The organism is Granulicoccus phenolivorans DSM 17626 = NBRC 107789 = JCM 15570 (assembly GCF_000423085.1).
Taxonomy (GTDB): domain Bacteria; phylum Actinomycetota; class Actinomycetes; order Propionibacteriales; family Propionibacteriaceae; genus Granulicoccus; species Granulicoccus phenolivorans.
Map to the genome: position 1 here is coordinate 121,319 of NZ_AUHH01000009.1, position 17,447 is coordinate 138,765.

A 17,447-nucleotide genomic window follows, 5' to 3' on the forward strand; every position below is an offset into this window, starting at 1 on the left:
CATTTTCGTACCTTCATAGCAACGCTTCACCAATCCGGTGCAGCGACACGAAAGGAACGAAACCATGACTGCCCCGACCACCCTCACCACCACGATCCTGCGGGCGGAGGGATTCTCCTGCCCCTCCTGTGTCGCCAAGATCGAGAAGCAGGTCGGCCGCCTGGCCGGGGTGGACTCGGTGAAGGTGCACTTCGCCTCCGCCCGGATCGAGGTCACCCACGATCCGGCCGTCGCCTCGGTCGAGGACCTGGTGGCCGCGGTCGCCAAGGCGGGCTACACCGCCCGTCCGTCCGCGTTCTGACGCACATTCGACCCAACCCGCAAGACATTCGAAGAACCAGAAAGAAGGACATCATGAACAGGGTCAAGGCTGTGTGGCACGGTCGCTGGACCGTGCCCGGCCTGGCCGGCGGATTGATCGTCGTCTCCCTCCTCCTGACCCGGGCCCTGAACCTGCCCGGGTGGGGCGACCTGACGATGATCGCGGCGGCCGTCGTGGCCGGTACGCCGGTACTGATCAAGGCGGTGCGGGCGCTGCTGAATCGGGTGATCGGGATCGACCTGTTGGTCTCGATCGCCGCGATCGGCGCCATCATCATCGGCAACTACTGGGAGGCGGCCGCGGTCACCTTCCTGTTCGCAATCGGCCATGCGCTGGAAACGGCCACCCTCAACAAGACCCGCTCCGCGCTCGCCGAACTGGTCGCTGTCGCCCCCGATACCGCGATCGTGCTGCGGGACGGGGAACAGGTCGAGGTCGCCGCCGGTGCGGTGGCCCCGGGGGAGACGGTCCTGGTGAAGAACGGGGCCCGCGTACCGGTCGATGGCGTCGTGATCGGGGGCGCCGGGGCGGTGGACGAGGCGTCCATCACCGGGGAATCGATCCCGGTGGAGAAGACCACCGACGATCCCGTGTACGCCGGCACCGTCGCCACCGGCGGGCTGCTGCAGGTCCGCGCCACCGGCGTCGGGGCCGACACCACCCTGGCCCGGATCATTCACCGGGTCGAGGAGGCCCAGGACGCCAAGGCGAAGACCCAGACCTTCATGGAACGGTTCTCCACCTGGTACACCCCGGCGATCATGGTGCTGGCCGTCGTGGTCGGCCTGATCACCCGCGATGTCACGCTCGCGCTGACGCTGCTGGTGATCGGCTGCCCCGGTGCGCTGGTCATCTCGATCCCGGTCGCGATCGTCGCCGGAATCGGCCGCGGCGCCCGCGACGGCATCCTGATCAAGGGCGGGGAGTACCTGGAGACCGCGGCCCGGATCGACGTGGTCGCCGTCGACAAGACCGGCACGATCACCGAGGGCCGCCCACGGACCACCGACGTGATCCCGCTCGACCCGGACCTGTCGGCCGACGACGTGCTGGCGCTGGCCGCCCGCGCGGAGGCCGGCTCCGAGCACCCGCTGGCCCGCCCGATCCTGGAGGCCGCCGCCGAACGCGGCCTGACGGTTCCCGGACTGCCCGAGCACACCGAGCCGGTGGCCGGCAAGGGCATCGTGGCCGTCGTCGACGGGCAACGGATCGCGGTCGGGAACCGGGCCCTGCTCACCGCCGAAGGGGTCCCCGGGCCTGAGGTCGACCGCCTCGATGCCGTGGTCACCGAACTGGCCGCGGCGGGCCGGACGCCGATGGCGGTCGCCCGCGACGGACGGCTGCTCGGCGTGGTCGCGGTCGCCGATCAGATCCGGGCCGATGCCGCCGAGATGGTCGAAGGACTGCATGCCGCCGGCGTACGCCGGGTGGTCATGCTGACCGGCGACATCGAACCGGTCGCCCGGGCGGTCGGGGACGCGGTCGGAGTGGACGAGGTCCGCGCCGGCCTGCTGCCGGAGGACAAGCTGGACGCGGTCCGCGAACTCCAGGCCGAGGGGCACGTGGTCGCGATGGTCGGTGACGGCGTGAACGACGCCCCGGCCCTGGCGGCCGCCGATATCGGGGTGGCGATGGGCGCGGCCGGAACCGCGGTCGCGATCGAGACCGCCGATATCGCCCTGATGGCCGACGACCTGCGCAAGCTCCCGCAGGCGATCTCGCTGGCCCGGCGTACGGTGCACAACATGCGGCAGAACATCGCGGTCGCGCTGGTCACCGTGGCGGCCCTGCTGGCCGGGGTGCTCTTCGGTGGGGTGACGATGGCGATCGGCATGCTGGTCCACGAGGCGTCGGTGCTCGTGGTGATCGGGAACGCAATGCGACTGCTGCGCCGCCCCCGCGAGCGGCGACGCACCCGGCGGGGGAGTCAGCCGGTCGCGGCGAGCTCGGTCAACGCATCGGGATCCAGGAGCCTGATCAACTCCTGATCCACCATGATCACCCCGGAGTCCTGAAGTCGGCGCAACTGCCGGCTGAGGGACTCCGGGGTGGTGTCCAGCAGGGACGCGATGTCCTTCTTCGGCAGTGGCAGCTTCACCGCCATCCGATCCGCGTCGGTGATCGCCGGCAGCGAGAGCAGGTACGCGGCCAGCCGCGAGCTGACGTCGCCGGAGATCACCGAGGCCAGCCGGTGTTCGGTGTCGGCGAGCCGGCCACTGACCGTACGCAGCATCCGGAACCCGATCGAGGGAAACTCGCGCATCAGCCGGTCCAGGTCCCGATGGCGGAACACACACATGCTGCCGGGCCCCAGGCTGGTGGCGAAGTGTTCGGGCGGGCGTCCGGTCAGGAAGGCCGACTCACCCAGGAAATCGCCGGGCCGGACCACCCGAAGAATCTGCTCGCGGCCCTCGGCATCGATCCGGGCCACCTTGATCGCGCCGGTGTGCACCACCATCAGCTGCGCGTTCCCGGTGCCGGGACCGGATACCTGTTGGTCCCGGACCACCTGAACCGGCCGGGCCAATCCGGCCACCTGAACCTGTTCGGCGGGGGAGAGCCCCTGGAACAGCGGCACCCGCGCGACACACAGGTCCTGGGACTGAGGCATGACCATCCTTTGCAACGCTTCCCCCGACGATATCCCGGCCGGGTCGTGGCGATGTGTGCAGGTGCGGCGCGCTTGAGCCGGCTTCAACCTGTCCCGGACCCGGTGGGACAGCGGACAGATTCTGTCCGGATCACCGAGCAGACTGGTTGCATGACCGAGCAGCAGGAACCCGAACCGATGACTCTCGCCGGGCCGGACGCCTGGCGGGAATGGCTGATCGAGCACGAGGCGACCTCCGACGGCGTGTGGTTGCGACTCGCCCGGAAGGGCGTCACCGTCCCTACCTCGCTGACCTATCCGGAGGCAGTGGAGGAGGCGCTGTGCAGCGGGTGGATCGACGGGCAGCGCCGATCGTACGACGCGACCACCCTCCTGCAGCGCTTCACCCCGCGCCGATCCCGGTCGGTGTGGTCGCGCCGCAATGTCGAGCTGATCGGCCGGCTCACCGCGGCGGGGCGGCTGCGGGAACGTGGGGCAGCAGAGGTGGAACGGGCCCGCCGCGACGGCCGCTGGGACCGGGCGTACGCCGGCCCGGCGACGGCGGAAGTCCCCGATGAACTGGCGGCAGCCCTGCGGGCCCACCCGGACGCGGCAGCCGCCTTCGCCGCACTCGGCCGCAGCGCCCGGTACAGCGCCTTGCATCCGATTCTCATCGCCGCCGGCGAGGCCACCCGGGAACGTCGGATCAGGGCGCTGATCGAACGGCTCCAGGCTGCGCAGTGAGCCCTCGGCCGGCAATCAGGCCTCGGCGTCGACTGCTTCCATCCGGCAGAGCGCTTCCACCACGCCGTCCTTGGTGCGGGTGATGTGACGCGACAACAGCAGGGTCGCCGCTTCGGTGTCCCGCCGGATCGTTGCGTCCAGGATGGCCTCGTGCTCGGCCGACTTGAACCGAGGTGTCGCGCGATGCGACGCCGAGAAGCGCCGATAGCGTTCGGCCTGATCGAACAGCGTCGAGCACAGTTCCATCAGCCGCACCGACCGCGTCGCCGAAATCAGGCTCATGTGGAACTCCTTGTGCTGGACGCTCCACTCGGCGTTGAGCGCGAGCGGACCACTGGGGAAGCGTTCCTCGATCTTCTGCAAGCGGTAGAACGCGGCGACCGCGCGGGCCTCCCACTCGTCGTCACCGAGCTCCATGGATTCCTGCAGGGCTTCGAGATCGAGCAGCAGCCGAAGGCGGGTGATGTCGGCGAAATCGTCGACGGACAGCGGTGCGGCACGAAAACCTCTGCGCTGGTCGGCGACCACCAGACCTTCCTGCGTCAACCTGCTCAGCGCCTCGCGCAGAGGACTGCTCGAGAAGCCGTACATGCCCCTGAGCGCATCAATCTTCAGCTTGCCTCCGGGCTGGTGCACCCCGGACAGCAGATCCTGGCGCAGCCGCTCCACTGCCTGATCTACCAGGGGCGGTGCTTGCGTGACCGTGCTCATGAAGCTGATTCTATGCACAAATCAGAGATCCATCGAACTGCCACGACAAGCCCGCCTCCGGTTGGTCAGCGTGCGCTCGGCGACACGATGAAGTTCGTGAAGCCGCCGTTGCGCGAACTGATGTCGCTGATCGCCTCGTTTACCTCGGTCAGGGGGCGGACCGAATGCTCGAGCGGGCTCAGGTCCAGGACGCCCGCGGCGACCATGTCGGCCATCTCCTGGCATTCGGCGGCCGTGGACCACGCCGATCCCAGGATCGTCTTCTGCTGATCCATCAGGTTGTGCAGATCCACCGGGATATCTCCCATCAGCGCCCCGATATTCACGCACGTACCGCCCCGCGCCAGGGCGCGCATGCCTTGCTGGAAGGTCTCGGGTGCCGCGCCGGGGCCGAGCGCGTCGACGTAGATGTCGACTCCCCGGCCTCCGGTCTGCTGATGGATCCACTCATCGACCGGTCCATCCAGCAACGAGTGCACCTGAACGACGTTGGGCGCCAGATCGGCCACGGTCTTCAGGAGCTTCTTGTCCCGCGCCGTCCCGTACACCGTGGTCAGGCCCAGCGCCGGGGCCAGCAGCACCGCTCCCAGTCCGAGGGTTCCGCTGATCCCATTGACCAGGATCGTCTTGCCCGGCCCGGCCCCCACCTTCTTCAGCGCGGAATACATGGTGCCCAGGTAGCCCATGCGTGCGGCGGAGTAGTAGTCGAGGTTGTCGGGCAGGAGAACGAGACTGTACGCGGGGGCAATCATCTGCTCCGCGAGCCCTCCGGGATAGCGGTCCAGCAGTTCGACGGAGGTCGGGCTGAACCCGAAATATCCGGCAAAGGCATAGCTGGAGCAGTTGATCAGGTCCCCCTGGCGGCAGGCCCGACACGCCAGGCAGTAGCGGCCGGGATTGACGTAGACCCGGTCGCCGACGTTCCAGCCCAGCACCCCTTCCCCGATCGCTTCGATTTCGCCGGCGGGGTCCAGGCCGAAGATGGCCGGGAGCGTCGGCAGCGGATCCTGCGGGAACCAGGTGGTCCACATGCGCAGAATATTGGCCAGGTTCGGAACGATATTGACGGCATGGACGCGTACGCGGACTTCGCCCGGCCCCAGGCTCGGCACCGGAATCTGCTCCAGGCGCATCTCTTCGGCAACGTGGTGCATCCGAGCTGCCAGCATCGTGTCAGTCATTTCACGGTCTTTCTGAAGGTAGGTGTGGGGATGTGTGTGCGGCGGCTCAGCCGGCCGCGCCCATCAGGATGACGAAGATGGTCGCCGGTTCGTCCGAGGGGACGCGCCAGGCGTGGCGGGTCCCGTTCTGGACGACCACATCGCCGGGCTCCAGGCGCACGGCTGCGCCCTCGTCGACTTCGAGGACGACGCTGCCGCTGATCACCACGGCGTAGTCCACGGTGGGCGTGGTGTGCATCCCCGGGTTGTCGGGTTCGAACAGATCGGCCAGTCCGGGCGTCTTCGCCAGGTTCTCGGCGGCCGCCGCCGCACCGTCGAAGCTCGGATCGGCGAAGACGCTGTCGGGTGGGAAGGTGACCATCATGGCCACGGTGCCTCCCGGACCGGGCACATAGTTGCTCGGCGGCTCTCCGCCAAGGGCATCGGTTCCGGTGGTCCACACCACCGAATGCTGGAATTGCGGCGTGTGATCGCGGTTGATGATGTCGAGTTCCGCATCCTGGTGGATGACGGAGCGCCCGGACGGCTCCACGGCTGTGACGACTCGGCGAACCATAGTCGTTCCTCTCGGTTGGTACACATCTTTGTGCACTGTCTGGATTTTTCTGCTTGAAATGAGTGCCCGGGGGCGCCTTCGAGACAAAGGCACCCCAGGGCAACGCCGGTCAGTTCTTGTGCGGGCTCCGGTCCGAACGGCAGTCGGCCGCCGGCGTCCGAAGTGCGGCGTACAGTCGGCGCAGGAGCGTCACTGCTTCCTCTGGTGAAGACGTGGTCGCATAGACGTAGTGGTCGGGTCGCGCGATGACGATGGTGGCGCCGAGGCTCTCCAGCCAGGCCGTCATCAGCCCGTCCCGCTCGACAACTGCCGTCGAGTCGGTCACCGCGCCGTGGTCTGCGGGCGGGTGGATCCTGAGCAACCGTCCCCGCAGATCCTCGGTCGGCTGCTTCAGCCGCGCCAGGTCGGCGGAATCAACCGCCGGTGAGACGACCACCAGGAAGCCCGACCCGATGATGTCGTCGAGCAGGCGAACTTCTCCGTCCGCGTACACGAACGGTTGCGGCATGATCTCCCCGGCGCCGGGTGTCTCGGCGATCAGCCCCTCGGTGAGCGGGGGAAGGAACACCGAGCGGAAGGTCACCGGGACCTCGGCCCCGTCGGTGCCGACCAGTTGCGCGTCCCGGGCGGCGGCGGCAGCTTCGTCGCGTTCGCAGATCATCCGCCCCAGGGCGATGGTGTGCTGCGTGGTCTCGATGACATGCGGACGACGCTCCACCTGGTAGCTGTCCAGCAGGTCGTCGGGAGACGAGCCGTCGAGCACCGCCTCGAGCTTCCACGCGAGATTCTGCGCGTCCCGCATTCCCTGCGCCATCCCCTGGGCCATGAACGGCGGCGTCATATGCGCCGCGTCCCCGGCCAGCAGAATCCGCCCCTGTCTCCAGCGGTCGGCCACCAGGCCGTGGAACATGTACGCCGCCGCCCGCTCGATCCGGGCCTCACCCGGCGCGATCCATCGCTCGAGCCAGGCCCAGACGTCCTCGGTGGCGACCGGGCCCACGGGAAGTTCGCCCGGGTCCAGGGCAATCTCCCAACGCCGTCGACGCCCCACGAGATTGATGAAGGTCGCCGGTCGCGTGGGCTCGCAGTACTGGACCTGCGTCTCGGGCAGCCGCGCCAGGGTGGCGTCATCCTCGACGATGGCATCCACCACCAGCCAGTTCTCGTGGAAGCCCAGATCGGTCATCGAGATGCCCAAGCGGCGCCGGACCGGGCTGCCGCCACCGTCGCACGCGACCAGATAGCGGCCCCGGACGCGCTCGGCCGGGCCACCGCTGCGCGTGAGATCGGCCCACACGCCATCGGAGTCCTGGCCGAAGGCGACCACATCGGTGTTCACCGACGCCGACACCGTCGGCATCCGGCTGACATGGTCGCGGACGACTCCCTCGAACGCCGGCTGATCGAAGACCAGCATGGGATCCCAGCCCAGCCGATAGGGCGGTGGCGGTGAGTCCAACCGCTTGATCACCTGGCCGCGGGCGCCGCGGTACTGGCTGGGGCGGTAGGGGGCGACGTACTGGGAGAGCTCTTCGGACAGGCCCAGTTCCTGGGCGATGCGCATGACTTCGTGATCCATCCCGGCGGCCCGAGGCAGCGGGTAGAGACCGGGTAGCTTGTCGAAGATCGCCACCCGGATGTTTCTCTTGGCGAGGAGCCCGGCCAGCGTGATGCCCACCGGGCCCATCCCGACGATGATGACGTCGGTGTCGGACGTCTGTGGGGCGGTCATGCTCCGCCCTCCCGGAACTTGCGCTGCCATTCCTCCACCGGCAGGAAGGTGGGGTCCTGGCGGCACATCCGCTCGGTCTCGGCCCAGATCTCCGCGTCGGGTCGGCTCAGGTCGAGGGGATCGCCGTGCGGCTGGGCGACGTACCACGGGGTGTCGAGGTACACCTCGACGGTGTTCTCCTCCAGGTCGAGGAAGTAGATCGACAGGGCGTTGCCGTGGTTGAGGCCGCGGAGCTTGGTGGCCCCGGCGGTCTCCGCGCGCTGCCAGCTGTTCCGCAGCGCGTCAAGGGACTGCACCTTGAACGAAATCTGCATCACGGTACTGGGAGAGTCCGCCCCGCGGCCGGATGCCAGGACGAGTTGGTGGTGCTGAGCCGGGTCGGCGCTCAGGAAGGCGAGGGTGAAGGGCATGGTGTGCCCCTCCCCGCGGTCGGTGAGGACCAGATCGAAGGTGCTGCGGTAGAACTCGACCATGGTGTCGAGATCGCGACAGAAAACTCCGAAGTGGGACAGGACTGGTGCGTTCACAGCATTGTGAACCGGCATAAGGTTTCCTCCAGGGATGGTGGCGGCGTCAGCGCTGCCCGTCGTGGACCGAGACGTCCTCTTTGGCCAGACCGCCCAGACGGGCGTGGATCCGGCCGCCGTCGGACATCACCAGGCCGAAGACGATTTCGTCGGGGCGGGGGCCGTCCTGGACGCCCATTTCCATGACCGAGTAGTGGCTGCGTACATAGGCGGCGTGCACGTGATGAAGCGGCACCATCAGCCGGTACCCGGTGGCCGCGACCGCCTTGGCCGAGGGGACGATCGCCTTCGGCTCACCGAGCGCACTGCGCATGGCCCAGCCGCCGGCCTCGTGCCAGACCGCTCCGTGCTCCAGTTCTCCGTTCACCCCGACGATGGCGGCCTTGCCATAGGATTCCACCCGATCGATGCCACCCAGGGCCTCGACCAGTTCCTCGGCCAACGCGGTTCCGAGGGGCCGCAGTGCCGTCATGAAGTCCGAGAGGTCGGCGACGTAGCGGCCGGCGTACGGGTTGGCGACCACTGCGGTCGCGCAGGCGAGGCGGACAGGCACCTCAGGTGCCGGGCCGAACTCGTGGAAGATCGTCTCGACGGTCAGGCCGCGTCGGCGCACCCGGACCAGGTCGGTGTCGGCTTCGGTGTTCGTCTGTGCGCTCATGCCTGCTGAACCACCGGGTTGCGCAGGATGCCGATGCCCTCGATCTCGACCTCGACGGTGTCGCCCGGCACCATGAAGCGCGGCGGCTTCCGGCTGAAGCCGACCCCGGCGGGGGTGCCGGTGACGATGACGTCGCCCGCGGTCAGGGTGAAGATCGTCGACGCGTAGTTGATCAGCTGCGGGATGTCGAAGATCATCATGCCGGTGTTCCCGGACTGGACCACTTCGTCGTTCAGTCGGGTCTCGATCTTGAGTTGCCGGCCGGGCTCGATCTCGTCGCTGGTGACCATCCAGGGGCCGAACCCTCCGGTGGATTCGAAGTTCTTGCCGGCGGCGATCTGCTTGGCATGGAACTGGAAGTCGCGCACCGAACCATCGTTGTAGCAGCTGTAGCCGGCGACGTGCTCCCAGGCGCTCTCCACCGGGATGTCCCGACCGCCCTTGCCGATGATCACGGCCAGCTCGCCTTCCCAGTCGAGGCTGTCGGACACGTGCGGGCGCACGATGGGGGCCTCGTGGGCGACCTGCGAACGCCAGACCCGGATGAAGATGGGCGGGAAGTCGGAGAGTTCACGCTTCAGGCCGGCAGCGAGTGCCTCCTGGTGGTGGTCCATGTAGTTGCGGACCGAGCAGACGATCTTCTCCGGCTGCGGGATCACCGGGAGCAGGGTCACCTCGCTCAGCGGCGTCCGGGTGCCCCGAGCGACGAGGGCGTCACGATCGGCGTACTCCGGGCTTCCGACAAAGGAGGCGAGGGTGGCGTGGCCACTGGCTTCGGTGAGGTCGACGACGGAGTCGCCGTCGACGGCTCCGAATCGATCACGGTTCTGGTGGCGGTAGGACGCGAGCTTCATGGCACTCCTTGGTTTCACGGCTGTGTGCTTGCCCTGCTTACGCTAGCCAAAAATGTGCGTAAAATAAAGATCCATGCACAAAAAAGTTCGTTGTAGTCCGAACGGGGCAACTCCGTACCGGGCACTCCGCGTTTGATGAAGGTAGGGACATGAAGATCGACACCACAGGTGACGAGGCGAGGAACGGGCCGCTGTCCGGGATCCTGGTCGCGGACTTCAGCCGGGTGCTGGCCGGCCCTTTGACCAGTATGTGGTTGGCCGACCTGGGCGCGACCGTGGTCAAGGTGGAGCGCTCCGAGTACGGCGATGAGACGCGGCACTGGGGGCCACCCTGGGCGCACAACACCAGCGCCTACTTCACCGCTGCCAACCGCTCCAAACTGAGCCTCGCCCTGGACCTCACCGATCCCACGGACCGGTCGCTGGCCCAGCAGTTGGCCGCTCGGGCGGACGTCCTCGTGGAGAACTTCCGAACCGGCGTGCTCGACCGCTTCGGCCTGGATTACGCAGCGGTGGCGGCCACCAATCCCCGCATTGTCTACGCCTCGGTGACCGGGTTCGGGAGCACCGGCGGCGCAGACCTGCCGGGCTACGACTTCGTCGTCCAGGCCATGGGGGGCCTGATGAGCATCACCGGCGATCCCGAGGGTGAGCCGACCAAAGCGGGAGTGGCGTTGGTCGACGTGCTCACCGCCAAGGATGCCGCCATCGGGGTGCTGTCCGCGTTGTACGCCCGCGACCGTGATGGGCTGGGCCAGCATGTCGAGGTCAACCTGCTCTCCAGCCTCCTGGGGTCGCTCGCCAATCAGGCCAGCAGCTACCTCGCCACCGGCACCGCCCCGACCCGGATGGGGAACCGGCATCCCTCGATCGCGCCGTACGAGACCCTGCGGTGCCGCAGTGACCTGCTCGCGGTGGCGTGCGGCAACAACGGCCAGTTCCGCAAGCTCACCGAGGCGCTGGGGATCCCGGATGCGGCGCGCGATCCACGGTTCTGCTCCAACAAGGCACGGGTGGAGCATCGCGCTGCCCTGGTGGAACTGCTGGAGAGCCGGCTTGCCGGACGCGATGCCGCCGACTGGGAACGGGAGTTGAACGCTATCGGCGTACCCAGTGGTCAGGTCGGGACGATTGCGTCGGGCTTCGCGCGGGCCGAGAATCTTGGGCTCGACCCGGTGGTCGCCCTGCCGGGCCCGCATGCGCCCCAGGTTCGGCACCCGATCCGGTACTCCCGAAGCCCCGTCCGACCGCCCAGCCCACCCCCGACGCTGGGTCAGGACGACTCCCAGGTGCGGGAGTGGCTGGGATCCAACGCACCACTGTCCCAACTCGACGCAATTCTCGGAGATAAGGAACGTCAATGAAGCATCTCAACTACATCGACGGGACGTGGCGCGAGGGCCACGCCGTCAGCGTGAACATCAACCCCTCGGATCTGACCGATGTCATCGGTGAGTTCGCCATGGCCGATACTGCCCAGGCAGAAGAGGCGATCGCGGCCGCAGCGGCGGCCCAGCCGGGCTGGGCCGCCCGCGCGTGCGGCGACCGCGCCGAGATCATCGACGCCGCAGCCGCGGAGATGCTGGCGCGGGCCGAGGAACTCGGTGAACTGCTGGCCCGCGAGGAGGGCAAGACCCGGGCCGAGGGGATCGCCGAGGCCCGGCGCGCCGCCCAGATTCTGAAGTTCCACGCGGGGGAGGCGGTTCGCAATCCGGGCGAGTTTCAGCCGTCGGTACGCCCCGGCGTCGAGGTCACCGTCAGCCGTGAGCCGCTCGGCATCATCTCGATCATCACCCCGTGGAACTTTCCCCTGGCCATTCCGGCATGGAAGATCGGCCCCGCACTGGCAAACGGAAACACGGTCGTGTTCAAACCTGCGGATCTGGTGCCGGCGTCCGCGTGGCACCTGGTGGACATCCTCAACCGCGCGGGTCTGCCCCACGGAGTCCTGAATCTGGTGATGGGCAGAGGGCGGGACATCGGCGACACCCTGACCGGGGATCGGCGCGTCAAGGGGGTCTCCTTCACCGGCTCCGAAGCCACCGGTCAGCGCGTGCTGAAGTCGGCCCAGGCGCACGGCGCCCGCGTCCAGTTGGAGATGGGCGGCAAGAACCCGCTGGTCATCCTGGACGACGCGGACCTCTCGGCAGCGGTGGCCGGAGCCATGGACGGTTCCTTCGGCTCCACCGGGCAGCGGTGTACCGCCTCGTCACGGCTGATCGTCAGCAACGGCATCCACGATGCCTTCGTGGATCGCCTGGCCGCAGCCATGGCGGACCTTACTGTGGGGCACGCCCTCGACCCGGCCACGCGGATGGGGCCGGTGGTGGATGAGTCGCAGCTGGCCCAGGACCTGCGCTACCTCGACATCGCGGTCGGGGAGGGCGCCACTCGGCATGGCGGAGAGCTGGTCGAGCGCCCCACGCGGGGGCACTTCCTGACCCCGGCACTGCTCACCGACACGCAGGCCACCGACACGGTGAACCGGGAGGAGGTGTTCGGTCCGGTGGCGTCGGTGATCCGGGTGCGGGACCTCGACCACGCTCTCGAGGTCGCCAACGACACCGAGTTCGGCCTCACCTCGGGTATCTACACCAGTTCGCTGGCGAGTTCGATGAAGTTCCGCCGTGAGTCCACCGCGGGCATGGTCATGGTGAATCTGCCGACGGCGGGCGTGGACTACCACGTCCCGTTCGGTGGACGGGGGGCCTCGTCGTACGGCCCGAAGGAGCAGGGGACCCATGCTCGGGACTTCTACACCACGACCAAGACCGCCTATGTGCACCCCTGACCGGCGCCCCTGAACCAAGCTCTGCCGCTCTTCGGGAGCGGACCTTGGCGGCTGGGGGAGGGACAAAAAACTGGCTCCGACCCGCACGATGTGCGGATCGGAGCCAGTTCCACGTGGTCGGGGTGACAGTGTCTGGGGTCACGACATCGTTGACAGGTCTGACCAGCGGTATGGTCATGATCGTTGACCGATGAGTCGGGGCATCGTTGACAGCCCACCTGAACCTACAAAAAAGTCCTGAGCCGCGACACCGTGTAAACGATGCCGCGACTCAGGACAATGGTCGGGGTGACAGGATTTGAACCTGCGACCTCTTCGTCCCGAACGAAGCGCGCTACCAAGCTGCGCCACACCCCGATGCCCGTGGGCACCCGATGAATGTTAGTGCACCCCGAGCCAACTGCCAAATCGCGGTTCGTCTCAGCCACCGTGCCCGGGGTGCTTCGTTGCCTCATCTCGAAGTGCCCGCCGGAGGGGCGCCCGGTCTGTTCGGGAGGGTCGAGCGTCGGTCCGGTCAGGCAGCGTCACCTTTGGGTGGGCAGCTTCGGTGCGCCGTGACGCCGGGTTGCCGATGGTGACGCTGGGTGGGTGTGGGTGAAGCTCGATCCGGCCGGCGCGGGACTCAGCCGCCACGCTCGGGCGGCGTGCTTCATTGCCTCACCTCGGAGTGCCCGGTGGGGTCGTGCCGCGACCCAGCGACAGGTTCGGTGCGCACCTGGCTTCCCGCGCCGCATTTGACCATCACGCTCGCCCAAACGCGTCGCGCATCTGCTGCAGCAGATGCGCGACGTTGTTTGTGTCGCTGAGCTGGACAATCGGTCGCGGGAAGGGGCCGCCCGGCAGAAGCTGTCGCGGGAAGGGGCAGACCGGCACAAGCCGTCGCGGGAAGGGGCAGCCCGGCAGAAGCTGTCGCGGGAAGGGGCCGCCCGGCACGAGCTGTCGCGGGAAGGGGCAGACCGACACTAGCCGTCGCGGGAAGGGGCCGCCCCAAACGATCGCAGGCTCCCACCGGAGCGAGTCAGTGTTCAGCGCCCGATCCGGGTCGGGCACCCCAAGGCCGGAACTCAGCCCCGCGGGGTCAGGGTCAACAGGCTCACTTCGGGTTTGCAGGCGAAGCGGTACGGCGCGAACGGCGACATCCCCACCCCGGCCGAGACGTGCAGGGCCGCGGTGTGCCCGCCGGCGGTATGCGTACTGACCCCCTTCACCCGTCGGGTATCCAGATCGCAGTTGGTCACCAGGGCGCCATAGCCCGGTACGCACACCTGCCCGCCGTGGCAGTGTCCGGCCAGGATCAGATCGAGCCCGTCGGCGGTCATCCCGTCCAGCAACCGCAGGTACGGGGCATGGGTGACCCCGATGTTCACCGCGCCGGGAACGGCCGGCCCGGCCACCAGCGAATAGTCGTCCTTGTGCAGATGCGCATCATCGGTGCCGCGGAAGGCGAACCGGGTGCCCCGGATCTCCAGCTCCGCCCGGTGATGATTGAGGTCCAGCCAACCGGCCGCACCGAACGCGGCCCCCAGATTGCGCCAGGGCAGTTCGACCTGTTTCCCCTCCTGCTGGTGGGGTTTGCTCGGCCCGATGAGGTACGCAGTCGGGATCTTCAACCGTGGCGTCTTGTAGTCGTTCGACCCCCACACGTACACCCCCGGCACCTGCATCAGGTCCCCGAATTCCTGGATCAGCAGGGGCCACGATTCCAGGTGCGCGCAGTTGTCGCCGGTATTGACCACCAGATCGGGTTCCAGTTGCGCCAGCCCGGCGAGGAACCGACGCTTCGCCCGCTGCCCGGGCATCAGGTGGATGTCGGACAGGTGCAGGATCCGGACCGGTTCGGCACCCGGCGGCAGCAGCGGCAACTCGAAGCGGCGTACCTGATAGTCCTTGCCCTCGACCAGGATCCCGTACGCCACGCACCCGGCCCCGATCGCCCCGAGTACGCCGGCGGCCCGCGCCGGCCACGGAACCCGACGCACCCGAGAACCGCTCATCCGCCCTGACCCGGGGGAGTGCCGCCGTTGCCGACCCCGTTACCCGGGTTGCCATTCCCATTCCCATTGCCGGTGGTGCCGGTGTTCGGCTCGACCGGCTGGGCCGGCTGCTGCGATTGGGTCTGCTCCGGCGGCGCCTGCTGGGTCTGCGGCGGTTGGGGCTGCTGCTGGGTCGGCGGCTGCTGGGGCTGCTGTTGGGTCGGCGGCTGCTGGGTCTGCGGCTGCTGGGCCGGCGGCTGCGACGACTGCGGGTTGGTCGGCTGCTGCTGGGACTGGCTCGGCGCCGGGGTCGGGTCCGCCTTGGGCTCGGGGCCCTTGGAGTAGACCAGGAAGATCATCGTTCCCTTGGGGACCGCGCCGGAGGCGGAGATCCCGAGGTAGGTGCCGGGGGCCGACTTGTCGAATCGCGTGGTCTGCCCGACGCTGAAACCGGCTGCCTCCAGCGCGGCCCGGGCCTGATCCGGCGTCATGCCCGACACATCCGGCACCTGGACCGGGACTCCCTCGCGGACGGTCTTGTCCACCGCCCCGAACTTCGTCTTCGGCTTGCCCTCCAGTGCCACCGTCATCGACGGCTTGTAGATGTCCTGGCCGGCGTCACCGCCACCCGAACCGGACATGGCGTACTTCGAGGACGGCAGCGTCACGCCCTTCAGGGTCGGCTTCCCGCGCCCCCACTGCGGGGACTTCCAGTACGGATGGGTCTTGTCGATCGCGATCATCGCCACGCCGGTCACCTCCGGGGTGGACCCGGCGAACCACACGGCCTGGTTGTCGTCGATGGTGCCGGTCTTGCCGCCCTGCGGGTATCCGCCCGGGATCGTCGCGGGCTTGCCGGTACCGCTCATCACCCCGACCAGCAGGTCGTTGACCGCGTCGGCGTACTTCTGGTCGATCACCCGCTTGCAGGTGTCGCTGGGCAGCGGGATCTCCTGGCCGGCCTTGGTGGTCACCTTCTCCAGCACGACCGGGTCGCAGTGGATGCCGCCGGAGGCGAAGGTGGCGTACGCCTCGGCCATCGAGATCGGGGTGACCTCGGGGGTGCCCAGGGTGAAGGAGGGGAAGTTCGAGTAGTCCCCGGTCAGCGAACCCTTCGAGGCGAGCTTCACGCCGGTCTTCTCCGCCATCCGGGCGGTCTCGCAGATGCCCGCGTCCCGCTCCAGCATGATGAAATACGTGTTCACCGAGTACGCCGCGGCCTTGTGCATGTCCATCTGCCCACTGACCCCGGTGGAGTTGCTCACCTTGTAGTCCGGGGACTTGAAGTTGCCCGCACAGCCCTTGAACGTCTGACCCTGGAAGTTCACCGTCTGCGAGGCGTCGTAGCTCTTGCCCAGCGGGATGCCGCCCTCCAGCGCGGCCGCCGCGGTGAACACCTTGAAGGTCGACCCGGCCTGGTAGCCCTCCGCGCCGCCCATGTCGTCCTCGCTCTGGGCGCCGCCGACGGCGTAGTTGTAATAGGTCTCCCCGGCGGCGGCGTTGTTGCCCATCACCGGTCGGTTCTGGGCCATCGCCAGGATCTGGCCGGTGCCCGGCTGCAGCATCACCATCGTCGAGATCACCGGATCCTTGGGATCCAGCTTGTCGTCGATCGCCTTCTGGGCGGCGTCCTGGGTCTTCGGGTCGATCTGGGTCTGGATCTGCAGGCCGCCCCGCTTCAGGGTGTTCGCCCGCTCCGACGCGGTCGCCCCCAGCGCCGGCAGCTTCTCGATCGACCGCTTCACGTAGTCGCACAGGAACGGATAGCGGGTGGAGATACAGCCGTTCACATTGCGCTGGACCTTGGAATCGTCGAAGGAGGTCTGCTTGGCCGCCTCGACCTGATCGGCGGGGGCCAGGTTCAACTCGGCCATCCGGTTCAGCACCACGTTGCGTCGCTCGATCGCGGCCCGGGGATTGTTCACCGGGTCGGTGGCCACCGGGTTCTGCACCATGCCGGCCAGCATGGCGGCCTGGTCGAGGGTGAGGTCCTTCGCGGTGGTGTTGAAGTAGTGATGGGCCGCCGACTCGACCCCGTAGGCGCCGTCGCCGTAGTACGCCAGGTTCAGGTACCGCTCCAGGATGGCGTCCTTGCCGCCGCCGTTGGGATCCTTCACGAACCGGTTCTCCACCGCCACGGCGTACCGCAGCTCCTGGATCTTGCGGGACAGGCTCTGCTCCTGGGCCTTTGCCACGCCGTCCTTGTCACCCCGCTGGGCCGCGGTCTCGATCTGGACCATCTTGACGTACTGCTGGGTGATCGAGGAACCGCCCTGGGTGCCGCCGGAGGAGGAGGTGTTGCGGACCAGTGCACGCATCGTGGCGCGGGCATCCAGCGCGCCGTGCTCGTAGAAGCGGTGATCCTCGATCGCGACCTGTGCCTGCCGCATCACCGGGGCGATCTGGTCGATCGGGACATAGGTACGGTTCTCGTCGTAGAACTGCGCCAGAACTTCGCCGTTGGCCAGGTAGACCGTCGACTTCTCCGATTGCGGCGGGGTCTCCAGATCGGCCGGGATGCTTTCCACACCCCGGGCGACGGTACCGGCGAGCTGACCGGCCATTCCGGCGAACGGAATGAACAGCCCGGCAACCAGCACACCCGCGAACACGCTCACCAGAATGAACATGAAGAAGCGGTAGAGCAGGCTGCCACCCGGCTTCGGAAGTTTTGACATGGGGCACAGATTACGTGACGGTTGCGATCCTCAGAAACGCCGAAACGGGCGCGGCGTGGTATCAGTGATCCCGGTCACGACTGGCTAGGGTAGGTGGACCTTGGCAGATTTCAACGATCGAGACGTTGTA

15 protein-coding genes and 1 tRNA gene are annotated in these 17,447 nt (G+C 67.9%); 5 read left to right on the forward strand and 11 right to left on the reverse strand.

Translation table 11 applies throughout. The features are described 5' to 3' along the window. The first annotated feature begins 64 nt into the window (after positions 1-64). Positions 65-301: a heavy-metal-associated domain-containing protein gene (locus G531_RS0104795; RefSeq protein ID WP_026926378.1), complete on the forward strand. Its 237-nt coding sequence runs from the start codon at positions 65-67 to the stop codon at positions 299-301. 53 nt (positions 302-354) lie between these two features. After that, positions 355-2,310 (forward strand): heavy metal translocating P-type ATPase, encoded by a 1,956-nt coding sequence (locus G531_RS20480; RefSeq protein ID WP_035757450.1) that lies wholly within the window; start codon positions 355-357, stop codon positions 2,308-2,310. Here the strand turns inward: G531_RS20480 and G531_RS0104805 are convergent. Continuing rightward, positions 2,250-2,933 carry a Crp/Fnr family transcriptional regulator gene (locus tag G531_RS0104805; protein WP_081683823.1) on the reverse strand — a complete coding sequence of 228 codons (684 nt, stop codon included), beginning with the start codon at positions 2,931-2,933 and terminating at the stop codon, positions 2,250-2,252. The genes G531_RS20480 and G531_RS0104805 overlap by 61 nt on opposite strands. A gap of 150 nt (positions 2,934-3,083) precedes the next feature. Here G531_RS0104805 and G531_RS0104810 point away from each other — a divergent pair, with 150 nt between their 5' ends. Beyond that, positions 3,084-3,656: a YdeI/OmpD-associated family protein gene (locus tag G531_RS0104810; RefSeq protein ID WP_026926380.1), complete on the forward strand. Its 573-nt coding sequence runs from the start codon at positions 3,084-3,086 to the stop codon at positions 3,654-3,656. Positions 3,657-3,671: 15 nt separating this feature from the next. Here G531_RS0104810 and G531_RS0104815 read toward each other — a convergent pair whose 3' ends face one another. The 7 genes from G531_RS0104815 to G531_RS0104845 form a co-directional block, all read right to left on the reverse strand. Next, the gene (locus G531_RS0104815; protein ID WP_035757452.1) at positions 3,672-4,367 is read right to left on the reverse strand and encodes a GntR family transcriptional regulator; all 696 of its coding nucleotides are present in this window, start codon (positions 4,365-4,367) and stop codon (positions 3,672-3,674) included. A 65-nt stretch (positions 4,368-4,432) separates the two neighbouring features. Next, positions 4,433-5,548 carry an alcohol dehydrogenase catalytic domain-containing protein gene (locus G531_RS0104820; protein WP_026926382.1) on the reverse strand — a complete coding sequence of 372 codons (1,116 nt, stop codon included), beginning with the start codon at positions 5,546-5,548 and terminating at the stop codon, positions 4,433-4,435. Between the two features lie 46 nt (positions 5,549-5,594). Next, positions 5,595-6,104 carry a cupin domain-containing protein gene (locus G531_RS0104825; RefSeq protein WP_026926383.1) on the reverse strand — a complete coding sequence of 170 codons (510 nt, stop codon included), beginning with the start codon at positions 6,102-6,104 and terminating at the stop codon, positions 5,595-5,597. A 109-nt stretch (positions 6,105-6,213) separates the two neighbouring features. Next, positions 6,214-7,836, reverse strand: coding sequence for a bifunctional 3-(3-hydroxy-phenyl)propionate/3-hydroxycinnamic acid hydroxylase (locus tag G531_RS0104830; RefSeq protein ID WP_026926384.1), 1,623 nt, complete (start codon positions 7,834-7,836; stop codon positions 6,214-6,216). Beyond that, entirely contained in the window at positions 7,833-8,363 is a 531-nt protein-coding gene (locus G531_RS0104835; protein ID WP_026926385.1) for a VOC family protein, read from the reverse strand. Before G531_RS0104835 ends, G531_RS0104830 begins: the two co-directional genes overlap by 4 nt. 46 nt (positions 8,364-8,409) lie before the next feature. Next, positions 8,410-9,021, reverse strand: coding sequence for an amino acid synthesis family protein (locus G531_RS0104840; RefSeq protein WP_051215050.1), 612 nt, complete (start codon positions 9,019-9,021; stop codon positions 8,410-8,412). Continuing rightward, positions 9,018-9,875, reverse strand: coding sequence for a fumarylacetoacetate hydrolase family protein (locus G531_RS0104845; protein ID WP_026926387.1), 858 nt, complete (start codon positions 9,873-9,875; stop codon positions 9,018-9,020). The genes G531_RS0104840 and G531_RS0104845 overlap by 4 nt, the downstream gene beginning before the upstream one ends. A 149-nt stretch (positions 9,876-10,024) precedes the next feature. Here G531_RS0104845 and G531_RS20485 point away from each other — a divergent pair, with 149 nt between their 5' ends. Then, complete coding sequence (locus G531_RS20485; protein WP_051215051.1) at positions 10,025-11,239, forward strand: CaiB/BaiF CoA transferase family protein; 1,215 nt, start codon at positions 10,025-10,027, stop codon at positions 11,237-11,239. After that, positions 11,236-12,666 (forward strand): aldehyde dehydrogenase family protein, encoded by a 1,431-nt coding sequence (locus tag G531_RS0104855; protein WP_026926388.1) that lies wholly within the window; start codon positions 11,236-11,238, stop codon positions 12,664-12,666. The genes G531_RS20485 and G531_RS0104855 overlap by 4 nt, the downstream gene beginning before the upstream one ends. 280 nt (positions 12,667-12,946) lie before the next feature. Here the strand turns inward: G531_RS0104855 and G531_RS0104860 are convergent. The 3 genes from G531_RS0104860 to G531_RS20490 all read right to left on the reverse strand — a co-directional run bounded on the left by G531_RS0104860 (position 12,947) and on the right by G531_RS20490 (position 17,317). Further along, positions 12,947-13,023: transfer RNA gene (locus G531_RS0104860), tRNA-Pro, on the reverse strand. 707 nt (positions 13,024-13,730) lie between these two features. Continuing rightward, the gene (locus G531_RS0104865; protein ID WP_026926389.1) at positions 13,731-14,660 is read right to left on the reverse strand and encodes a metallophosphoesterase; all 930 of its coding nucleotides are present in this window, start codon (positions 14,658-14,660) and stop codon (positions 13,731-13,733) included. Then, positions 14,657-17,317, reverse strand: coding sequence for a transglycosylase domain-containing protein (locus G531_RS20490; RefSeq protein WP_081683825.1), 2,661 nt, complete (start codon positions 17,315-17,317; stop codon positions 14,657-14,659). The genes G531_RS0104865 and G531_RS20490 overlap by 4 nt, the downstream gene beginning before the upstream one ends. Positions 17,318-17,447 lie beyond the last annotated feature (130 nt).

Bases quoted from the DNA above. Each gene is read 5' to 3' on its own strand.
- G531_RS0104795 (WP_026926378.1), top strand. From the start codon at position 65: ATGACTGCCCCGACCACCCTCACCACCACGATCCTGCGGGCGGAGGGA.
- G531_RS20480 (WP_035757450.1), top strand. From the start codon at position 355: ATGAACAGGGTCAAGGCTGTGTGGCACGGTCGCTGGACCGTGCCCGGC.
- G531_RS0104805 (WP_081683823.1), bottom strand. From the start codon at position 2,933: ATGCCTCAGTCCCAGGACCTGTGTGTCGCGCGGGTGCCGCTGTTCCAG.
- G531_RS0104810 (WP_026926380.1), top strand. From the start codon at position 3,084: ATGACCGAGCAGCAGGAACCCGAACCGATGACTCTCGCCGGGCCGGAC.
- G531_RS0104815 (WP_035757452.1), bottom strand. From the start codon at position 4,367: ATGAGCACGGTCACGCAAGCACCGCCCCTGGTAGATCAGGCAGTGGAG.
- G531_RS0104820 (WP_026926382.1), bottom strand. From the start codon at position 5,548: ATGACTGACACGATGCTGGCAGCTCGGATGCACCACGTTGCCGAAGAG.
- G531_RS0104825 (WP_026926383.1), bottom strand. From the start codon at position 6,104: ATGGTTCGCCGAGTCGTCACAGCCGTGGAGCCGTCCGGGCGCTCCGTC.
- G531_RS0104830 (WP_026926384.1), bottom strand. From the start codon at position 7,836: ATGACCGCCCCACAGACGTCCGACACCGACGTCATCATCGTCGGGATG.
- G531_RS0104840 (WP_051215050.1), bottom strand. From the start codon at position 9,021: ATGAGCGCACAGACGAACACCGAAGCCGACACCGACCTGGTCCGGGTG.
- G531_RS0104845 (WP_026926387.1), bottom strand. From the start codon at position 9,875: ATGAAGCTCGCGTCCTACCGCCACCAGAACCGTGATCGATTCGGAGCC.
- G531_RS20485 (WP_051215051.1), top strand. From the start codon at position 10,025: ATGAAGATCGACACCACAGGTGACGAGGCGAGGAACGGGCCGCTGTCC.
- G531_RS0104855 (WP_026926388.1), top strand. From the start codon at position 11,236: ATGAAGCATCTCAACTACATCGACGGGACGTGGCGCGAGGGCCACGCC.
- G531_RS0104865 (WP_026926389.1), bottom strand. From the start codon at position 14,660: ATGAGCGGTTCTCGGGTGCGTCGGGTTCCGTGGCCGGCGCGGGCCGCC.
- G531_RS20490 (WP_081683825.1), bottom strand. From the start codon at position 17,317: ATGTCAAAACTTCCGAAGCCGGGTGGCAGCCTGCTCTACCGCTTCTTC.